The following is a 16,994-nucleotide window of genomic DNA, read 5'->3' on the forward strand; positions in this document are numbered from 1 at the left end:
AAGGCAAAGGATATCTCGGGTGATCAATTTCGAAGACGCACCTCTCATCGCTTTCTGCTCCGTATGACGGCGCCGCCTCGCGCAAGACAGATTACTGCGCACGATGACTGGCTGCATTCACGGGTGGTGTTGATCATGAACAAGTGACCGCCGCGCTTCATGAGAGCAGGCGGAGATCAGGCGGCACGCCGGGCTTTGCGCCTGCCAAAATGTCGGTGAACTAGGAGAATTCTTGCGGAGTACGCGGATGCTTCGTCCGGGGAGCCCGCTCAGCACTCAGAAGGGGAAAGGGTGCGGGCTTTAACAATGCCTTCATCTGCACCGAAAAGACCAGTATCCAGGCGGTCGACCAACCGAGCCCCGCTACGCTCAGCCAGATCGTCTCTGGCCCCGGCCATATGGCCAGACATCGCGCAACGGCGGCACAGAACACAAGCGCCAGCGCACACCAGTGTCGTCGGCGGGGCACCAGCTCTGCGCCCGTCGAACGCCGCATCGTCACACGGGCGACAATCGCAAGGATCATCGGCCCCATGGTCGCCATGGTCAGGACATGCACCTGCACCATCTGCGACACCAGCCCGGACCTCGCAGCCAGGGTGGCGAGCAGTCCCGGAACAAGACCGGCATAGCCGAGGCACAGCATCCGGTTCGCTTGTCCAAGCCGGAATCCGTCGAGACAGCCGACAGCGACCCAGAAGATTGCAGCAAAAAGCGCGAAGGCTCCCATTTCCCCTTCGTGAAGAAGACCTACCCCCAAAAGCACTGTTCCCACCCAAAGCGGCGGCCTAGGCTGAACACCAAGGCCACGCCGGCGGCGCGCCTCGGCGGCGAAAGCGCGCACAAGCCGTCCGCCCACAAGGAAGACAAGCGCCGCAATGGCCAGGGGGAAAACCCCAGCGAGATCCGATCGGGCAAAGAGCATAGTTTCCGCCACGACTAGCGTCAGCGGAACCATTGCCAGGGGCACCTTATCCCATCGCCTTGCCCGCAATACGGGCCACAGAACCACAAAGCCGACCGGCAGCGACGACAGGTAGAACGGCCAGAGATCTTCCGAAAAGACCAGGCAGGCCAATCGTCCACCGAGGGCGAGCACAGCAACAGGAAGGACCGGCGCCGAAATTGGGCGTCCCGTCCACGCCAATTGGGCCGTCATGATGTAGCCGCAGATCGCCATTCCGCCAAAGCCGAACAAACCCAGCCTGACATGGGCCAGCCGCGGGTCGTTAAGCGGTAAGAGCCACACCCACGGGAGCACGGCGGCCATGACCGCGGCAAGCGCAAAGAACGCACCCGCCGGATGGAAAATCAACAGTGAACGTCCTGCGCGTGCACTCTCCAAGAGCGATGCCCTCTCGATGACGTCAAGGACGCTCAACTTGACGACGACGACCTCGGCCGAAAAGCCCTTACGCGGGCGGGATCGGTGTCCATCCAGCCCGCCCCGATCAGGTCGAGGCAGTAGGGTACTGCCGCAAAGACTGCATCAAGACTGAAGCGGATCGCACTCGGTTTCCCAGGCAGATTGATAATCAGCGTCTTGCCTCGCGTCCCGGCCAGCTGCCGGGAAAGAATCGCTGTCGGCGTTTGTTCGAGGCTGGCGCGCCGAAGCTGCTCGCCGAAGCCCGGCAATTCCCTGCTGACGACTGCGCGCATAGCCTCCGGCGTCTCGTCGCGCGGGGCAGGTCCCGTCCCGCCCGTCGTCAGAATCAGATCGGCATGCAGTTCATCGCATAGTGAAACAAGCGTGTCACACACCGGGGCAATCCCGTCGGGAATGATCCGCCTGACGACCTCGAACGGCGTCACGATCGTCTCCCGCAACCATTGTTCGACGGCAGGGCCGCTCAAGTCCTCGTACTCGCCGCGGCTGGCGCGATCCGAAATGGTAACGATGGCTATTATCACGTTCAACCTTAAGGAGCGCCGCGTTGCATGGGTCCCTGCGCCTCGAAGGCGAGGACGTCACGCAGGCGCTAGAAAGAGTGAGGAAAATCCGCTTGCGGGGTAGATGGCGTGGACCGGATCGGCGCCGGGATGCAGTGCAAAAGGGCCGAGACCACTGAGCAATTCGTCAAGAACGACGTTCAACTGCATCCTCGCCAATTGCGCTCCCGGACAGATATGGATGCCCGCGCCATACAGCAGGTTGTGCGACTGGTCGCGTTCTGGACGGAACTGATCTGCCTCGGCAAAAATTTCGCCATCGCGGTTGGCTGCTGCCCACATCACGGTTATTCGCTCTCCTGCACCGAGTGTTCTTCCCCCTACCGTCACCTGCCTGGTGGCGACGCGCCGGTTGGAGATCAGTGGCCCGTGAAGCCGCAAGATCTCGTCGATCACCTGCGGGATCTGGTTCCGATCGCGGCGAAGCAGAGTCTGGGTATCAAGACGCCCGGCGAGGAAATGGAGGATTATGCCGACGCAGGCGGCAATGGTCCCAAGTTCACCCACTGTCCAGTTACGTAGGATGCTGACGATCTCAGAATGGTTGAGCCTTCGCCCCTTGACGGTCTGACGAAGCAGGCAGGTGGTTAGATCGTCGCTGGCGGCAGTGCCGGCGCGCTCGCGCAACTCCAGCTGCGAGCGAATATGGCCGTCGAATTCAAGGGCGACGGTCGCCATGGCGTCGGTATCGCGGGCGAGTGTCGCCGCGCGATTCCTGTGGATCCATCGCAGCAAGGGCGCATGCAGACTTTGGGGCCAACCGAGAAAGCCGCACTGGATACGCACGGCGTACGGCTCAGCGAAATCCCCAATGACGTCGCATGACGGGTTTGTGCCGAGATGGTCCACAAGCTCGCGCGCAATTTGGCGGAAGACGGACTCGAACGCGTCGATGCGCTCGGGAGCGAAGTAGGGTTCTATCATCGCGCGATAGAGCGTGTGCTCCGGCGGGTCCATCCCGTTTGGGACCGATGGATGGCGCGAAACGACATTGCTGAAGGTCTCATGATCGCCAAGTACCTGCAGGACGTCCTGGTGACGGAAGAGAGACCATCCCAGATAGTCGCTGTGGGCGACCGGACATTCTTCGCGCATTTGGTCGTAGGCGCGGATCTGGTTTTGCTGGACCTGCGGGCTGCGCGGATCCCAATCGTGCGCAGGACCTGGGCTTGGCCGATCCGTTTGGTAGGGCTTCCGATTATCCGTCGCCATTTGTCGCGTCCATGTTGAGCTGGCGACAACCAACACACGAGACGGGCGCGAAACTCTTTGTCCTTACTCAAAGAAATGTGAGCCAGGCCTTTTGATCCGTAAGAAATCGACGCCCAGGGACGATCCCGTCAGCGCATAGTCGATATTTGAATCCGGGATACCGAACCGAACTCGGTTGCCTCCCGCTAAACGAAGACCATGATCGCGGTATAACCTATCGCAATCAATATGAGCCCAGCGATAAGCATAGGCATCAAGCTGCTGCCGCCTAAATCTCTTCCGCTCACATGTTCGCCGGAGAACACCAAAGGTTTGCGCGTTTCATTCGTGTCCATATCGCCCTCGCTTATTGTGGTACATCATATACCACTTTATGGGTTATGCGACATGACAAATTATCGCAGCACCCAACACCGCACCGAGGGGAATTCGCCCGCTTTTTGGGCACACCTCGGACAGCCTGATCGTGTTGGGACGCGGGATGCTTGCATCAAGGCTCCGCCTGTGTCCGGCTTGCCAAACAGGCGATCCTAAACTTCTCGGAACACGGCAGTTTCGGGTTGCGCCCCGGCAGGCATGAAATGAGGCTGCGACGCTAGCGCACTTTCGGCCGCACGAAACTTGCGATAAAAGTGGCATCTGAAATGCAGCTTAATGAGCCTGCCGGGAGATGACTGAATGCGCATGACGCTTCACACGGACTACGCTTTGCGCATGCTGATCTACGTGGCCACACGATCCGACAAGATGTGTACCGTCAACGAAGTTGCCTCAGCTTATGACCTTTCGCGCAATCACCTGCTCAAGGTGGCGCAGACGCTGCGAGATCTCGGCCTCGTGGAGACGACGCGCGGGCGCTCCGGCGGGATCCGCCTCGCCAAGGTGCCGGAAGAAATCGCAGTCGGCGCCCTGGTACGGGCAACAGAGGAGGAATTCTTGCTTGCCGAGTGCATGCAGGCTGGAGGTCGCGCCTGCGCGATCTCGCCAGCCTGCCGGCTCAAGGGCATGCTTCACGAGGCGCTCGGCGCGTTCCTTGCGGTTCTCGACAAATACACGCTTGCCGACATTGTGCTGAACCGCGCCTCGCTCGGCCCGCTGCTCGGGATCGACACCGCGCCGGTACACCAAGCCAAGGGAGAACAGGCCAAGGCAGAACAGGAATACTATCGGAATTGACGGCTGCGGGCCTACTGGCCATGCTTTTGCCGGCCCTCGCCGCGCGCAGCATCGCGACCGAATTCCTCGGCCCCATGGTCGTCTTCCCCCCGCTCGGTCACGGCACCTTGCAAAACTAAAGGACAATTCGATGAAAGGCAGACCCGCCCCGGAACGCACCATTGTCATCGATGGCAAGCCCCTGCCGGAAGTGCTTGATGAAGCAATGGTCCACGCCGTCGTGCACGGCTTCTACGGCGAGGTCCGCAAGGACGACCTTCTCGGACCAATTTTCAACGGGCATATCGCGCCGCAGGACTGGCCGGCGCATCTGGCCACGATGTGCGACTTCTGGTCTGCAACGCTTTTGCGCACCGATCGCTACGCAGGCCGCCCGCTACCACCTCACCTTGCCATACCGGAACTCCATGAACAGCATTTCCGTCGCTGGCTAACGCACTTCCGCACCGCCGTTGAGCGAACCTGCCCAGCGGATGTGTCCGACCTCTTCCTGGACCGGGCGTTGCGCATCGCCCATTCCTTCCGCCTCGCCATTGCCTTCAACCGCGGCGAAGATTCCATGGCAATAACGCCGATCTGGAAAGAGGCGCTATGAGGCGCAACAAGCTCCCACGTTTCCGCAGGTCGGCGCAGCTCCGTGTTATCAGCTGATCTCCATCAGGTGGACGACATTCCGGCCGCCAGATGAGAAACCGCAGCCATACTGTCCAGGTGCTTGCCAAGGCACTGTCTCACCCGACGTCACGCTATCTGGGAGGGTACTGGCAGGCCAAAAAGCCGCCGGACCTGATCTGAAAAGGCTACGTCGGCGCGATTCCCACCACCAAACGCATTCACCTTCAACCAAATGGTATTTTGCCAGTCACGTCTTGCAGAATTAGCAAGCGATCCCTTCACGTCGACGAGGCAGGCCTTTCCTCTACACTGTGGCCGTCGAACGCGCTTCCGACATGCGAATGACCGCGCCAGGCGCCGATCGGATCTGCCGGCCAAGTCCAAATTCGACCGGTCACGCAAGTTACGCTGCGTCCAAATGAAGATATGCTTGCCGCGCAAAGCTGCCACGACACTACTGCTCTGGCAATTGAATCCGCCATCGACTATATGTCCGCCATCCAAAACTATCGGAGATTTATCATGTTGTCGCAGCGTAAGCTTGCGAGCCAGTTCCAGCCGCGTTTCGTTCTTCAGCTTTGGAACGCGATGCTTCGGGTCCAGACCCGCGAAACAGCTTCCCTCTTCGGTCAGCGCAACCGCTAAAGCGCTATTCCAGTCCTTGTCCGGCCTGCCCTATCTTGGTGACGCTGGATGAGGACTGATCGAGGCTTCGCTCATCCGGCCGGAAACAGGATGGCAACTTTAAGCCCACGCCCACCCGCTCCGTCGCCAAGGGACGTTCGTGCGCCATAAAGCGCTGCAATTTCCTCGACGATCGGCAGGCCGAGCCCCGTTCCCGGAGCCTCGCTGGCGCCGCGATGAAACCGTCTGAACACGCTTTCGCGCAGTTCCGGCCTGATCCCCGGCCCGTTGTCTTCGACTTCCAGAGACACGAAACCTTCGTTTTCGCTGACGCGCGTCGTCACCTCGGCGCCGCGCCCGGCATAGAGCAGCGCATTGCCGATCAGGTTCTTCAGCATCTCGCCGACGAGCAGAGGTTCGACACGGACGAAGGCTTCGCCCTCGCCGTCGAAGCCGAGATCGATGCCGGCGTCTCCAGCGGCCGGCACATGCTCGGCGGTGATGCCGCGCGTCAGCTCCACCAGGTCTATTCGCTCGAGCTTGCGGGCCTCGTCCTTGCCTGCAGCATCGATCTTTGCCATCAGCAGCAATTGCGCCAGAATGCGCTCGGCGTTCGCCACGGCTTCGTCGGCCTTCTTCACCGCTATCTTTGTGTCCTCGATCGACCCGGCGCGCAGCGCGAGCGCCAGCTGCGTGCGGATGATCGCGAGCGGCGTGCGCAGCTGATGGCTGGCATTGCCGGTGAAATTGCGCAGCGCATCGAGTGCCGACTGTAACCGCCCCATGAACGAGTTGACGGTATCGACCAGTCCCTGGACTTCGTTCGGCACCCGCTCGCCGATCGGATGCAGATCGTCGGGGCTGCGCTCGGCGATCGCGTCGCCCAAGCGATAGAGCGGCCTTAGAGAGAAGGTAACCGCAATCCAGACGATGACCGCGGCACCGGCGATCATCAGACCAAGGCGCAAAGCGGAGCGAACGAGGATCGTCTGCGCCAGCTGCCGGCGAGCGATCGTCGTTTCGGCAACGGTCACGACGAAGGGAACCGAGTTGATGCCGGTCGAGGCCGAACGGCGAAGGGCCGCGATGCGGATTGGCTCGCCGCGGAACGAGGCGTCGGCAAAGCTCGTCGAGCTACCCGGAACCTCGTCAAGCGAAGGAAGCGTCTGGTAACCGGTGATGAATTGCCCCGGCGGGCCGTCGACCCGGTAGAAGACGCGGTCCTGCGCAGCCGATGTTAGCATTTCCAGCGCCACATAGGGAATGTCGACCTCGAGCGATCCATCCTCGGCGACGACCACGCGCTCGGCGATCGCCAGAGCCGAACCGGCAAGAACACGGTCCGAGACCACGTTGGCCGTCGCGACAGCCTCGCGATAGGTATCGGTCAACGCGATGACGCCGATGACGGCAGTGGAAATCAAAAGCCAGCCAAGCAGCCTTCGGCGTAGGGAGTAGACCGCCGCCCTCATTCCGGGCCGGCCGTCTTGTCGAGATAGTAGCCGATACCGCGCGCCGTTCTGACCGTTAGCCCATGGGGCGCAAGCCGCTTCCTCAGGCGGCTGACATATTGCTCGATTGCGTTCGGGCTGAGGTCGTCGTCGAAACCCGTCAGCGACTGCATGATCGCCTCCTTGGCGACGACCTTGCCGGCCCGCATGAACAGGAGTTCGAGCAGACCGAGCTCACGCGCCGGGATTTCGATCGGCACGCCGCCGGAAGAAAAGCTGCGCGCATTGAGATCGAGCGACACATTGCCGTAGCTGACCGTCGACGCACGCAAGCCCGCCTGCCTTCGAAGTAGCACGCGCACGCGCGCTTCGAACTCGCCGATATCGAACGGCTTGATCATGTAATCGTCGGCGCCAAGGTCGAGGCCCTTCACGCGCTCCTCCGGCGTGCCCCGTGCCGTCAGGATCAGGACGGCAGCGCTGTTCTGCCGGGCACGCATCGCCCTCAAGACATCGAGCCCGTCCATCTCGGGCAGATTGAGGTCAAGGATCACCAGATCAAATGTCTCGGCGGCGGCAACCGCGTGAGCCGATGCGCCATCGCTGACGACATCCACGGCATAGCCGCTACCGCGCAGGATGGCCGACAAGCCCTCGGCCAGGACCTGATTGTCTTCAACAAGCAATATGCGCAATTGTCTTTACTCCCCGCTCCACTCTATCCGCCGTCGGCTTGCTTGTGAACGGTGGCGCGCTGAGGCATTGTGGATTTATGCGGCACTTGATTTCTTTTCTCTTTTTCGTTCTCTGTCCCCGGCTGCTTCTGGCCGCACCGGTCATTTTCCCGGCACTGTCGGGCGCCTCGGATGCCCGCACATTGGTCGTCTATTCCTCGCTCGACGAGCCTCTCGCCAAACCAATGATCCTCGGCTTTCAACAAGCCAATCCGGATGTTGCCGTGCGTTATGAGGATATGCTGACGGGTGAGATCTACGACCGTATCGTCAAGGAAACCGACGCGGGGCTAAGGACCGCGGACTTCGCCTTCTCGTCCGCAATGGATCTGCAAGTCAAGCTCAGCAACGACGGCTATGCCCAGCGCAGCGACATGCCGATGAGCGGTCGCTGGCCGGCCTGGGCCAACTGGCGCAACACGGCCTACGCGCTCACCTTCGAGCCGGCTGTCTTCGTCTACCACAAGCCGAGCTTTACCACGGAAAGCCCCCCTTCCACCCGTGCCGAGTTCGTTGCCTATCTCAAGCGCCAGGGCGCCGATGTCTTCGGCCGGATCGGCACCTATGACATCGAACGCTCCGGCGTCGGCTTTCTCTTCATGTCGCGCGACCAGGAACAATTCGACGATATCTGGGATGTCATCCAGGCCATGGGCGCGGCCGGCGTCAAACTCTATTCGACCAGCCAGGCCATTCTGGAGCGTGTCGCCGACGGACGGTTCGTGCTCGGCTACAACATCCTCGGCTCCTACGCTGCCGATTGGGCAAAACGCCACCCGGATGTCGGCATCGTGCTGCCAAAGGACTACACAGTCGTGATGTCGCGGATCGGCCTCGTGCCGCAGGCGTCCGCCTCTCCCGACCTCGGCCGCCGATACCTGGAATTCTTCATGTCGAAGGAAGGCCAGACGATCATGGCGCGGCAATTGCAGATCCCAGCCGTCAGCCCCGATGTCGCAGGAGAAAACACCGCCAACACGATGCAGGAAATGCTTGGCGCGCAGTTGCGCCCCGTGCCCGTCAGCCCGGGACTGATGGTCTATCTTGATCAGGTCAAGCGGGCGCGGCTCATTGCCCGCTGGAACGAGGTCCTGCGGCTCCATTAGCCGCAAGCGTTTCGACACCCAAAGGCATGGGTCTCGGGTGGCAAAGGCGCAACCGGAAACACCGCCGGCAACGATGGGTTGTCGCGCGTCAGCGCAACCCGCTCATTGCAGGCTATGAATTTAATAATTAAACGTTTTCAATATCTTACGGCGACAAGCCGCCACACCTTATTGAAATATTTCCCTCTAGAAATCAAAGGGCTGCGCCACACCTCTTGCGTTCCCGGCATACGCCGCAGACCTGCTAGGTCGCGAATTGAAGACGATGGGTTTTCATGCGAAATATTTTGTAGCTGCAGCCCCTGATTGACCCAAGCTACTGTCAAATACGGGAGAAGACTGATGCTGGCTCGGATGGGAATAATTGCTGCAACAGTCGCAGGCATCATCATGCTTACTGGCGGGCACGCTTTGGATGACAAATGCAGCCCAATTCGAGTAAAAGAAAGCTCGACCTGAGCCCCTGCAACTAAGGCAATGATCATCGGACCAACCCAGACGACAGCGTATTTGCCGACAAAATAGCCGAGAAACGGAGCGCCAATCACCGCAACCGCTTTCCTTACTTCGCCGCCCGGAATCGTGGCAATTCTTTTGCAGACGACCCAAACGGCGCACGCGCTGGACAGCAGGCCAGCATTGCCGGTGCAGGCGAGTTGCTGCGAACTCCTTGACCGGTTGGCGAGATGAAGGGTTTCGAACACGACGATTAGGACCTGTCAACGAAAGCGAGATAGGACGCGCTGGAGAAACAAGTGAAGCTTCCAGGCTGTGGTTGACCGCATTGCGTCAATCTCGAACGCCTTTTCGGCAACTCTAGCATTGGCTTCGGCAAGTAGCGCACTCGATTTCTGATTTGCGAGCCCTAGCGCATGTGACTTGTCTTCCAACGCAGAAAAATCACGCTGCAGAGCGTTGACCAGGTCCAGCGCCCCAACAAGCTGATCGCGTTTGGTTGATAGTTGACCACGAACCAGCACAACTTCACCCCGTGCGGCAGACAGCTCCCGGCTAGCTTCAGCATAAGCAGGGCGCACAACCTGAATGTCTTCCCACGCGAGCCGCGCAATCAAGTCGTTTGTTGCGCAACGAACCGTTTCGCTCCAATCATGCGGATCCGCACGCATCAGGTCTGAATAGACGTTTTGTTCAGTTTTCTCGCTCGACATTGAAACACGTAACGGGCTTGGCCACCACGAGGCGCGATCAGCAATACCCAGTGCCGTCGCGAACTCGGGCATTCGCGCATACCGGGATGCCATCCGCTTTGCGCTGAAGTGAAGAACAGTTGGTGTACGGCAATAGAAAATGGATTGATCGTTAGTTTCACCAATTATTCTACGCCAAAGCAGCCAGTCAGCCGCACCTTCCACATCCTCTCGCCAAACATCTCGCGTCGGCAGGCAATCTGCTCGATATAAGAAGCAACTTGCGGGTATGCTATTTCGTTGCTGCAGGAATGTGTTCAGTTCGTCCGAAGCCGTCAGGTTTGTCAAAAACGGAGCAGCAATTCCGTCAGTCGACACCCAGAGCGCTTGGCTGTAAGCCAGCGCGCCGCCCCCTTCCAACCCGGCCAACAGACGCTCCAAGTGGTCAGGAAAGAGGAGATCGTCGTCGGCCGCGAAACCAATGTACTTTCCTTGCGACTCTCGGAGGGCAACGTTTCGATTTGCGTAGCCAAAGTATGGCGCCTTCGGAAGATCAAAGAAGCGGATGCGACGGTCGTCGAAACCTGCGACGACCTCCGCCGTGCCGGCCACGCACCCGTCGCCTACCACAAGTAGTTCGAAGTCGCCCACTGTCTGCGTTAGCACTGACTCGATCGCGAAGCCAATGACATCCACCCGGCTATGCGTCGGCATCAAAATCGAGACGAGCGGCCTTACCATCCCTTGGCATCGCCAAAGCTGTACGGGATCAAGTCCGTGTCGATAGGAAGCCTATATTTATCCGGCTTTGAATGGTCGTATTGGATCGTGGGAAAATTCACGACCACGACGTCCGACGACCCGATGTTGCGATCAGCATGCCAAACGAACTTAGGCACGTTGACGAGGCGCGGCCGACTGCCGGACAGATATACCTTGCAGATCTTGCCACACGTGCTCGAATCGGGCCTCGGATCGAACAATACGAGTTCCAATTCGCCACTCAAAACGAAGTAGCGGTCCTCGTGCTGCTTGTGGAGGCCCCATCCCTTCACCATTCCAGGGCGGATCGTGAATACGTAGGAAAAGACGAGCGGATCAGGATGCCAGCCCCATCGCGGGTCGTATATTTCAGTAACGCTACCCCGGTCGTCATCATGGCGAATACTCTCGTAGAACGACATGCCATCGAGCAGCGGGGCTGTGCTGCGCCTTTTTTCATCAACCGTCCGTTGGTCTTGAAACGCAGCCTGCAAAGTCTGCTGAAGCAGATCTGAAGTGCCGGCGCGTAGGTCGTCATGCATTGCTTTTGCCCCCCATTTGAGAGGCTTCTATTACATGTTTGGGTTTCTCGCGCCACAGAGTTGACCCAGCAGCGTAGATGCATCGCCACTGGGGAAGCCTTCCCCCCAAACGCGGCCCGCCAGTATCGGACAAGTAGTCTGCACAAACAAAACAGGCCCGCGACCCTATCGGTGGAGGGTCTCTATTCGGGGCGCTACCTCCACGCTAGCCTTGCGAAGGCATTGCCGCCTCACCCCGCATTTCGCCATTTCTGAGGAAATTTGCGAGTGCCGCCTAGAATCACCATTGACGGCTGATTCATTTTAAAGGCGAATGTGTCATCAATTTTCTACTTTTAGTTTAGATGAGGCTAAATTATGTTCGACTTGGCTGTGGCTTGCCGCTCGCATCCGTGGCGTGAAGTTGTCGAGCCAGAAGAATCGTGGTCAACCGTCCCTACCATGCTTTCTTTGAGCGAAAGGCAAATGCTACATTGGCTAGCCATGAATGTGGATCTGAGTCAGAACAGTTGCATTGTTGACGCAGGATGCTTCCTTGGGGGGTCTACCCTCGCCTTTGCGACCGGCCTTAAGAGGAACCAATCAGCAGGATCGAAGAAGTACCGTATCCACACCTACGACATCTTCATCACGCCGAACCACAGGTATTCAATGGGCCTGATCGGCAATGATCGAAAGCCTGGAGATTCTGTTCTTGATATTTTCACCTCAAATCTAAGCCATAACTTCTCGTCTGTGTTGATCAACTCAGGCGACTTTCTGGAAGCAACGCCACCAGCCCGGAAGGTCGACATACTGTTTGTGGACATCACGAAAACGCGAGAGTTGAACGCCAAGATTATTCTAGATTTCTTCCCTCTCCTCGTCCCCGGCAAGTCAATTGTTATCCAGCAGGACTACAACGACCACTCCTGCCCATGGGCAAATGCATCGATGGAATATCTGTCGAAGTATTTCGAGGTGCTTTGCGACGAGAGCAGCTCACGCGTCTTCTTGCTTAAGAAGCGCATCCCCATGTTCTTCCTACGGCGGGCCGCCCGAATGCAGCTCGGGCAGGAGTTCGATATGTTGCAACGACTGGTCAGCAAAGAGCCAAGCGCGGTTCCTAAATACTTTGCCGCGATGACAGCGGCTTGGACCGTCCTTGAGAGGGACGGAGCCAAGGCCGCAATCGATTACGTCGATCGGCTGCCGCTGAAGCAGCCGTGGGAAAGCGAGCCGTCGTATGCTCAGATAGTCAAGCAGTCATTGGGCTGGATCGGCTCTGCTGAAGGCCTCGATAATTTCAATGACAAGTATTTTGAGGCCTCTTCCTTTTAGACTGAACCCCGCTCCTCCAGTGCCGAGATCCGAAGCGCCAGCGCCTCAATCGTGTGGCGCCGAGCAATATTGATCTCATGGAGTTCTTGCGGGGCGTGGATCGTTACGGGAACAAACTACTCATAACGAAGCATTGCCAAGCTGTCTGGATCGTCGATTTTGGCATTGACCCATCCGGCGAAGTCTACGTCATCTGGAAGCGCCGGCTTAACCTCCTGCGTGATTAGACCGAAGTGTTGTCGGTTTCCTTCTCGCGCTACTTCGGCAGGCCTCTGTACCGTCTACATGCGCGGGTTCGCATGCATGACTGGCTTGCGCACCACCTTGGTGACAGGGGCGATAAGCGGCGGACGCTCCACTTCGAAAACTTCCCCGCTCGAATCGCGCGCAGTGATCGGAGTTTGCGGGACGATATCAACCAGCGGATCTTGCCTTTGACGTTCAGGCGTTTATCTTCGGCTTCGATGGCCTTCGCCTCGCACGGCAGAGAGTGGCCCGGATCAAATGGGACGGAATCGGTGATCTTCTGTTGGCTGCGGTGGAAGATACTGAAGGGGAAAACGGGAACGAATTGCCACACCAAGTGGAAAGTGTGGCGCCCGGTGGATTTCGTCTCGGAAAATTGCGACACGAAATCAATTAGTTAGGTGTATTGGGGGGCAAGCCCGGAATTCCGCCGATCCGCTCGGCCAGATCTTCGACGAGCAACCGCACACGGGCAATGCCTGCACGCTCAGGCGCGATCAGCATGCTCAACGGCACGGATGGCAGAAGATATTCCGGCAGGACGGGCACCAACCGACCGGCGGCAAGCAGATCGTCGACGAGCCAACGGTGAGCCGGGGCGATCCCGCGGCCGGCGACGAGCGCCTCGCGCACCGCCAACCCATGGTCCACGCGCAGACGCCCATGGAAAGGCACCCTATGCCGTTCGCCACTCTTGCCGTGAAGCTCCAGCAGGTCGCTGCCTGCCACATTCGACATGCGAATGCCCTCATGATCCGACAGATCCCTGGGAACGATCGGCGTTCCACGTTTGGCGAGATAGTCCGGCGCGGCAACAAGCAGACGCCGGCTTTGGCCCAGTGCCCGCAATTTCATGGAGCTGTCCGTCAACGGCCCCAGACGCAGCGCGATATCGATCCCCTCCCGCACAAGGTCGATGCGCTCGTCCGTCAGGTTGAGATCGACGCCGATATCCGGGTAGCGCTCCTGAAAGGCAAAGATCAGCCGCGTGGCGTGCAGCACGCCGAAAGCCGCAGTTGAGGACACCCGGATCGTCCCGGCCGAGGCCCCGCGGGTGCCGCGGGCCTCATCGGCGGCCTGCTCCACCAGGCGAAGAATATGGATGCTGTTGGCATAGTATTGGCTGCCCTCATCCGTCATGGTCACGCGACGGGTCGTGCGGCTGATGAGAGGCACGCCGAGTGCCTCCTCCAGTTCACGCAACTGCCGCGTGACTGTCGACTGTCCAACGCCTAGCTCCCGCGCGACGGCCGACAGGCTGCCGCGCTCGGCAACACGAACGAAGGTCCTGATACGTTCGAGCGTGATGTCTGATTTATCCATTTTCCGGCACAATCATATCCATTGCGAAGATCTAGTGCAGCATTGCGATGCTGTCTACATCGGGGGTCGGTTTCTCATCACAGGAATGCTGATCATGAAAGTCTTGCTTGTTTTCGCCCATCCGGAGCCGCGTTCACTCAACGGATCTCTTCGCGACGTCGCCATCCGTGAACTGGAGGCCCAGGGGCACGAAGTAAGGGTTTCCGACCTTTACGCCGACAATTGGAAATCCGAAATCGATCGGCCCGACTTCCCGTCTCTTGACGACGAAACGCCGTTTCAACCGAGCCGCGCCTCCAAAGCCGCCTTTGCAGCCGGCCAGTTGACCGAGGATGTGAAGGCTGAACACGAGAAGTTGCTATGGGCGGATACACTCATCCTGCAGTTTCCGCTCTGGTGGTACACGATGCCGGCGATCCTGAAAGGCTGGGTCGATCGAGTCTATGCCTATGGATTTGCCTACGGCGTCGGTGAGCACAGCGACGCCCATTGGGGCGATCGGTTTGGCGAGGGCACGTTCAAGGGCAAGCGGGCGATGCTGATCGTCACCACGGGCGGCTGGCAGGAGCACTACTCGGCGCGCGGGGTCAACGGACCGATCGACGACCTCCTGTTCCCCATCAACCACGGCATCCTCTACTACCCCGGATATGATGTGCTGCCGCCCTTCGTTGCCTACCGGGTCGATCGCATCGACGAAGCCGGCTTCGACCGTCTTGCAGAAAACCTGCGAGAGAGGATGCGAACCCTTGCGACCACGCAACCCATCCCTTACCGGCGCCAGAACGGCGGTGACTATCTGATCCCGAGCCTGGAACTGCGCCCCGGCCTGGGCGAGCCCACAGCAACCGGTTTCTCTCTGCATCTCAATGGCACCGGGACTGCGGGTTAGGTCCACAAGGCGTCACGGGCATGCTCGCTGTCCGCAAGCCCAATGCAAACCGCGAACTGTCGGCGGCCAAGCCGGCCGCCGATGAAACAGGCGATCAGAACATCTGATTCTACCCGCCAAGCAGCACCCATGACCTGATCGACAGACAGTGACCGACCGGGGGCCACGCTTTTGATCAAACGGGCAGGCGCCGGACAGCAAAACCCGCCTAAGATTTCGTAAACACTGCGCTTCTTTTTCGCATTGAGGACTTGATGTCAGCTTAATGTCAGCTTTCTATGATGGCTTAGCAGTCGCTGGCGCCCCGTGGAGGCGGGCCCGCCGGTTGCGCACTGGGAGGAAGTCACCAATCCGGTCAGCGACAAGGGTCCTTTGGGCACCGTCGCGTCTTCCCGTTCGCACGCAGAAACAACGTGCGCGTGGAAAATCGCGCCTCATGGAGGACTGACCTTGAAACACTTTTTCCTGGCATCCATTCTCGCCGGCGCAATGGCGCTGCCGGCCTATGCGGCTGACTACACCATCATCGCTCCGGCAAATCCGGGCGGCGGCTGGGACCAGACCGCTCGCTCGCTCCAGACCGTCCTGCAGCAGGAAGGCATCTCCGGCAACGTTCAGGTCCAGAACGTACCGGGCGCCGGCGGCACAATCGGTCTCGCCCAGTTCGCAAGCCAGCAGAAGGGCAACCCGAACGCGCTTATCGTCGGCGGTTACGTCATGGTCGGCGCAATCCTGACCAACAAGTCGCCGGTCACCCTCAAGGACGTCACGCCGATCGCCCGCCTCACCGGCGAATTTGAAGCAATCGTCGTTCCGGCCGCTTCCGAGATCAAGACGATGGCTGACCTCGTTGCGGCCCTCAAAAAGGATCCGGGCGCCGTGTCCTGGGCTGGCGGCTCTGCCGGCGGTACCGACCACATCGCCGTTGGCCTGATCGCCAAGGCAGCGGGCGTCGACCCGACCAAGATCAACTACATCGCCTACTCCGGCGGCGGCGAAGCGCTTGCAGCCATCCTCGGCAGCCAGGTCACGGCCGGCATCTCCGGCTACGGCGAATTCGAAGCCCAGGTCAAGGCTGGCACGCTGCGCCTGATCGCAGTTTCGAGCGGCGAGCGCCTCGCCGGCATCGACGCCCCGACGCTGAAGGAATCCGGGCTCGATGTCGTCGTTGAAAACTGGCGTATGGTTGCAGCCGCTCCGGGCCTCACCGACGAGCAGAAGGCAGCCGTTTCGGCCGACGTCGAGAAGCTTGCCAAGTCGGCCGGCTGGCAGGAAGTGCTCAAGACCAAGGGCTGGCAGGACAGCTACCTCTCTGGCGACGCTTTCGCCGCCCAGCTCGACAAGGACGTTGCGGCAACCGAAGGCGTCCTCAAGGACATTGGACTGGTGAAATGACCAAGGGGCTCAACCCTTCAACCACAACGCGTCGCCCGGATCGGGCGGCGCTCTTCATCGCGGCCGTACTCGCCGCTATCGCTGGCCTCATTTTCTGGGACGTGTCGCGCCTTTCGGGCGCTGCCGGTTACTCTCAGGTCGGGCCGACGACGGTCCCCTATGCGATCGCATGCTGTCTCGCGGGCCTTGCCGTCTGGACCGTCTTTGCCGCATTCCGCAACGATTTCCCCGAGCGTGAGCACCAGGAAATCTCGCCGGTCATCTGGATCGTCGCCGGGCTTGCAGCGCAGATGCTGCTCTTGAACGTCGCAGGCTTTTCGATCGCCACCGGCATACTGTTTGCGCTCACCGCGCGCGGCTTCGGTAAACGCAAGCTCTGGTTCTCGCTGCCAGTCGGTATTGCGCTCTGTTTTGCCGTCTGGGTGATTTTCGCCAAGCTCCTGCAGTTGTCGCTGCCCGCAGGGCCGCTTGAACACCTGTTCTTCTAAGAGGGCCGTC

The 16,994-nt window shown here is 59.7% G+C and carries 17 protein-coding genes; 8 read left to right on the forward strand and 9 right to left on the reverse strand.

The genetic code is table 11. The features are described 5' to 3' along the window. Window positions 1-220: 220 nt before the first annotated feature. Genes AC1Q80_RS15230 through AC1Q80_RS15240 form a run of 3 tightly spaced genes read right to left on the reverse strand, consistent with a single transcriptional unit; the run spans window position 221 to window position 3,162 of the window. Window positions 221-1,381, reverse strand: a complete 1,161-nt coding sequence (locus AC1Q80_RS15230; RefSeq protein WP_492360956.1) for an NnrS family protein — start codon at window positions 1,379-1,381, stop codon at window positions 221-223. After that, a complete protein-coding gene (gene mog, locus AC1Q80_RS15235; protein ID WP_492361082.1) occupies window positions 1,378-1,911 on the reverse strand; it encodes a molybdopterin adenylyltransferase in 534 nt (177 codons plus the stop codon). The genes AC1Q80_RS15230 and mog overlap by 4 nt, the downstream gene beginning before the upstream one ends. Window positions 1,912-1,968: 57 nt before the next feature. Beyond that, window positions 1,969-3,162, reverse strand: a complete 1,194-nt coding sequence (locus tag AC1Q80_RS15240; protein WP_492360957.1) for a cytochrome P450 — start codon at window positions 3,160-3,162, stop codon at window positions 1,969-1,971. Window positions 3,163-3,840: 678 nt separating this feature from the next. Here AC1Q80_RS15240 and AC1Q80_RS15245 point away from each other — a divergent pair. The 3 genes from AC1Q80_RS15245 (at window position 3,841) to AC1Q80_RS15255 (ending at window position 5,598) form a co-directional block, all read left to right on the forward strand. After that, a complete protein-coding gene (locus AC1Q80_RS15245; RefSeq protein ID WP_492360958.1) occupies window positions 3,841-4,338 on the forward strand; it encodes an Rrf2 family transcriptional regulator in 498 nt (165 codons plus the stop codon). 130 nt (window positions 4,339-4,468) lie between these two features. Next, a complete protein-coding gene (locus tag AC1Q80_RS15250; RefSeq protein WP_492360959.1) occupies window positions 4,469-4,933 on the forward strand; it encodes a group III truncated hemoglobin in 465 nt (154 codons plus the stop codon). Between the two features lie 542 nt (window positions 4,934-5,475). Beyond that, complete coding sequence (locus AC1Q80_RS15255; RefSeq protein ID WP_268833711.1) at window positions 5,476-5,598, forward strand: hypothetical protein; 123 nt, start codon at window positions 5,476-5,478, stop codon at window positions 5,596-5,598. A 71-nt stretch (window positions 5,599-5,669) separates the two neighbouring features. Here AC1Q80_RS15255 and AC1Q80_RS15260 read toward each other — a convergent pair whose 3' ends face one another. Continuing rightward, on the reverse strand, window positions 5,670-7,049 hold the full coding sequence (locus AC1Q80_RS15260; RefSeq protein ID WP_492360960.1) for a sensor histidine kinase: 1,380 nt from the start codon (window positions 7,047-7,049) through the stop codon (window positions 5,670-5,672). Next, complete coding sequence (locus tag AC1Q80_RS15265; RefSeq protein ID WP_209789639.1) at window positions 7,046-7,723, reverse strand: response regulator; 678 nt, start codon at window positions 7,721-7,723, stop codon at window positions 7,046-7,048. Before AC1Q80_RS15265 ends, AC1Q80_RS15260 begins: the two co-directional genes overlap by 4 nt. Before the next feature lie 77 nt (window positions 7,724-7,800). On the opposite strand from AC1Q80_RS15265, the gene AC1Q80_RS15270 reads away from it, so the two are divergent. Beyond that, entirely contained in the window at window positions 7,801-8,868 is a 1,068-nt protein-coding gene (locus tag AC1Q80_RS15270; RefSeq protein ID WP_492360961.1) for an ABC transporter substrate-binding protein, read from the forward strand. Window positions 8,869-9,005: 137 nt separating this feature from the next. Here AC1Q80_RS15270 and AC1Q80_RS15275 read toward each other — a convergent pair whose 3' ends face one another. Genes AC1Q80_RS15275 through AC1Q80_RS15285 form a run of 3 tightly spaced genes read right to left on the reverse strand, consistent with a single transcriptional unit; the run spans window position 9,006 to window position 11,320 of the window. Further along, window positions 9,006-9,572, reverse strand: a complete 567-nt coding sequence (locus AC1Q80_RS15275) for a hypothetical protein (RefSeq protein ID WP_492360962.1) — start codon at window positions 9,570-9,572, stop codon at window positions 9,006-9,008. Between the two features lie 15 nt (window positions 9,573-9,587). Beyond that, window positions 9,588-10,757 carry a glycosyltransferase family 2 protein gene (locus AC1Q80_RS15280; RefSeq protein WP_492360963.1) on the reverse strand — a complete coding sequence of 390 codons (1,170 nt, stop codon included), beginning with the start codon at window positions 10,755-10,757 and terminating at the stop codon, window positions 9,588-9,590. Further along, window positions 10,751-11,320, reverse strand: a complete 570-nt coding sequence (locus AC1Q80_RS15285) for a polysaccharide biosynthesis C-terminal domain-containing protein (RefSeq protein ID WP_492360964.1) — start codon at window positions 11,318-11,320, stop codon at window positions 10,751-10,753. Before AC1Q80_RS15285 ends, AC1Q80_RS15280 begins: the two co-directional genes overlap by 7 nt. Window positions 11,321-11,677: 357 nt before the next feature. Here AC1Q80_RS15285 and AC1Q80_RS15290 point away from each other — a divergent pair, with 357 nt between their 5' ends. Then, complete coding sequence (locus tag AC1Q80_RS15290; RefSeq protein WP_492360965.1) at window positions 11,678-12,640, forward strand: class I SAM-dependent methyltransferase; 963 nt, start codon at window positions 11,678-11,680, stop codon at window positions 12,638-12,640. 639 nt (window positions 12,641-13,279) lie between these two features. Here AC1Q80_RS15290 and AC1Q80_RS15295 read toward each other — a convergent pair. Then, the gene (locus tag AC1Q80_RS15295; protein WP_492360966.1) at window positions 13,280-14,209 is read right to left on the reverse strand and encodes a LysR family transcriptional regulator; all 930 of its coding nucleotides are present in this window, start codon (window positions 14,207-14,209) and stop codon (window positions 13,280-13,282) included. 94 nt (window positions 14,210-14,303) lie between these two features. Here AC1Q80_RS15295 and AC1Q80_RS15300 point away from each other — a divergent pair, with 94 nt between their 5' ends. From AC1Q80_RS15300 to AC1Q80_RS15310, 3 genes are all read left to right on the forward strand, one after another. After that, on the forward strand, window positions 14,304-15,101 hold the full coding sequence (locus AC1Q80_RS15300; protein ID WP_492360967.1) for an NAD(P)H-dependent oxidoreductase: 798 nt from the start codon (window positions 14,304-14,306) through the stop codon (window positions 15,099-15,101). A gap of 450 nt (window positions 15,102-15,551) precedes the next feature. Further along, window positions 15,552-16,496: a Bug family tripartite tricarboxylate transporter substrate binding protein gene (locus AC1Q80_RS15305; protein WP_173421894.1), complete on the forward strand. Its 945-nt coding sequence runs from the start codon at window positions 15,552-15,554 to the stop codon at window positions 16,494-16,496. Further along, window positions 16,493-16,984, forward strand: a complete 492-nt coding sequence (locus AC1Q80_RS15310) for a tripartite tricarboxylate transporter TctB family protein (RefSeq protein WP_173421893.1) — start codon at window positions 16,493-16,495, stop codon at window positions 16,982-16,984. Before AC1Q80_RS15305 ends, AC1Q80_RS15310 begins: the two co-directional genes overlap by 4 nt. Window positions 16,985-16,994: the final 10 nt, after the last annotated feature.

This window comes from Ensifer sp. GW823-FHT05D09, assembly GCF_058795755.1.

Bases quoted from the DNA above. Each gene is read 5' to 3' on its own strand.
- AC1Q80_RS15295 (WP_492360966.1), bottom strand. From the start codon at position 14,209: ATGGATAAATCAGACATCACGCTCGAACGTATCAGGACCTTCGTTCGT.
- AC1Q80_RS15310 (WP_173421893.1), top strand. From the start codon at position 16,493: ATGACCAAGGGGCTCAACCCTTCAACCACAACGCGTCGCCCGGATCGG.
- AC1Q80_RS15260 (WP_492360960.1), bottom strand. From the start codon at position 7,049: ATGAGGGCGGCGGTCTACTCCCTACGCCGAAGGCTGCTTGGCTGGCTT.
- AC1Q80_RS15285 (WP_492360964.1), bottom strand. From the start codon at position 11,320: ATGCATGACGACCTACGCGCCGGCACTTCAGATCTGCTTCAGCAGACT.
- AC1Q80_RS15270 (WP_492360961.1), top strand. From the start codon at position 7,801: ATGCGGCACTTGATTTCTTTTCTCTTTTTCGTTCTCTGTCCCCGGCTG.
- AC1Q80_RS15240 (WP_492360957.1), bottom strand. From the start codon at position 3,162: ATGGCGACGGATAATCGGAAGCCCTACCAAACGGATCGGCCAAGCCCA.
- AC1Q80_RS15255 (WP_268833711.1), top strand. From the start codon at position 5,476: ATGTTGTCGCAGCGTAAGCTTGCGAGCCAGTTCCAGCCGCGTTTCGTT.
- AC1Q80_RS15300 (WP_492360967.1), top strand. From the start codon at position 14,304: ATGAAAGTCTTGCTTGTTTTCGCCCATCCGGAGCCGCGTTCACTCAAC.
- AC1Q80_RS15245 (WP_492360958.1), top strand. From the start codon at position 3,841: ATGCGCATGACGCTTCACACGGACTACGCTTTGCGCATGCTGATCTAC.
- AC1Q80_RS15280 (WP_492360963.1), bottom strand. From the start codon at position 10,757: ATGGTAAGGCCGCTCGTCTCGATTTTGATGCCGACGCATAGCCGGGTG.
- AC1Q80_RS15290 (WP_492360965.1), top strand. From the start codon at position 11,678: ATGTTCGACTTGGCTGTGGCTTGCCGCTCGCATCCGTGGCGTGAAGTT.
- AC1Q80_RS15250 (WP_492360959.1), top strand. From the start codon at position 4,469: ATGAAAGGCAGACCCGCCCCGGAACGCACCATTGTCATCGATGGCAAG.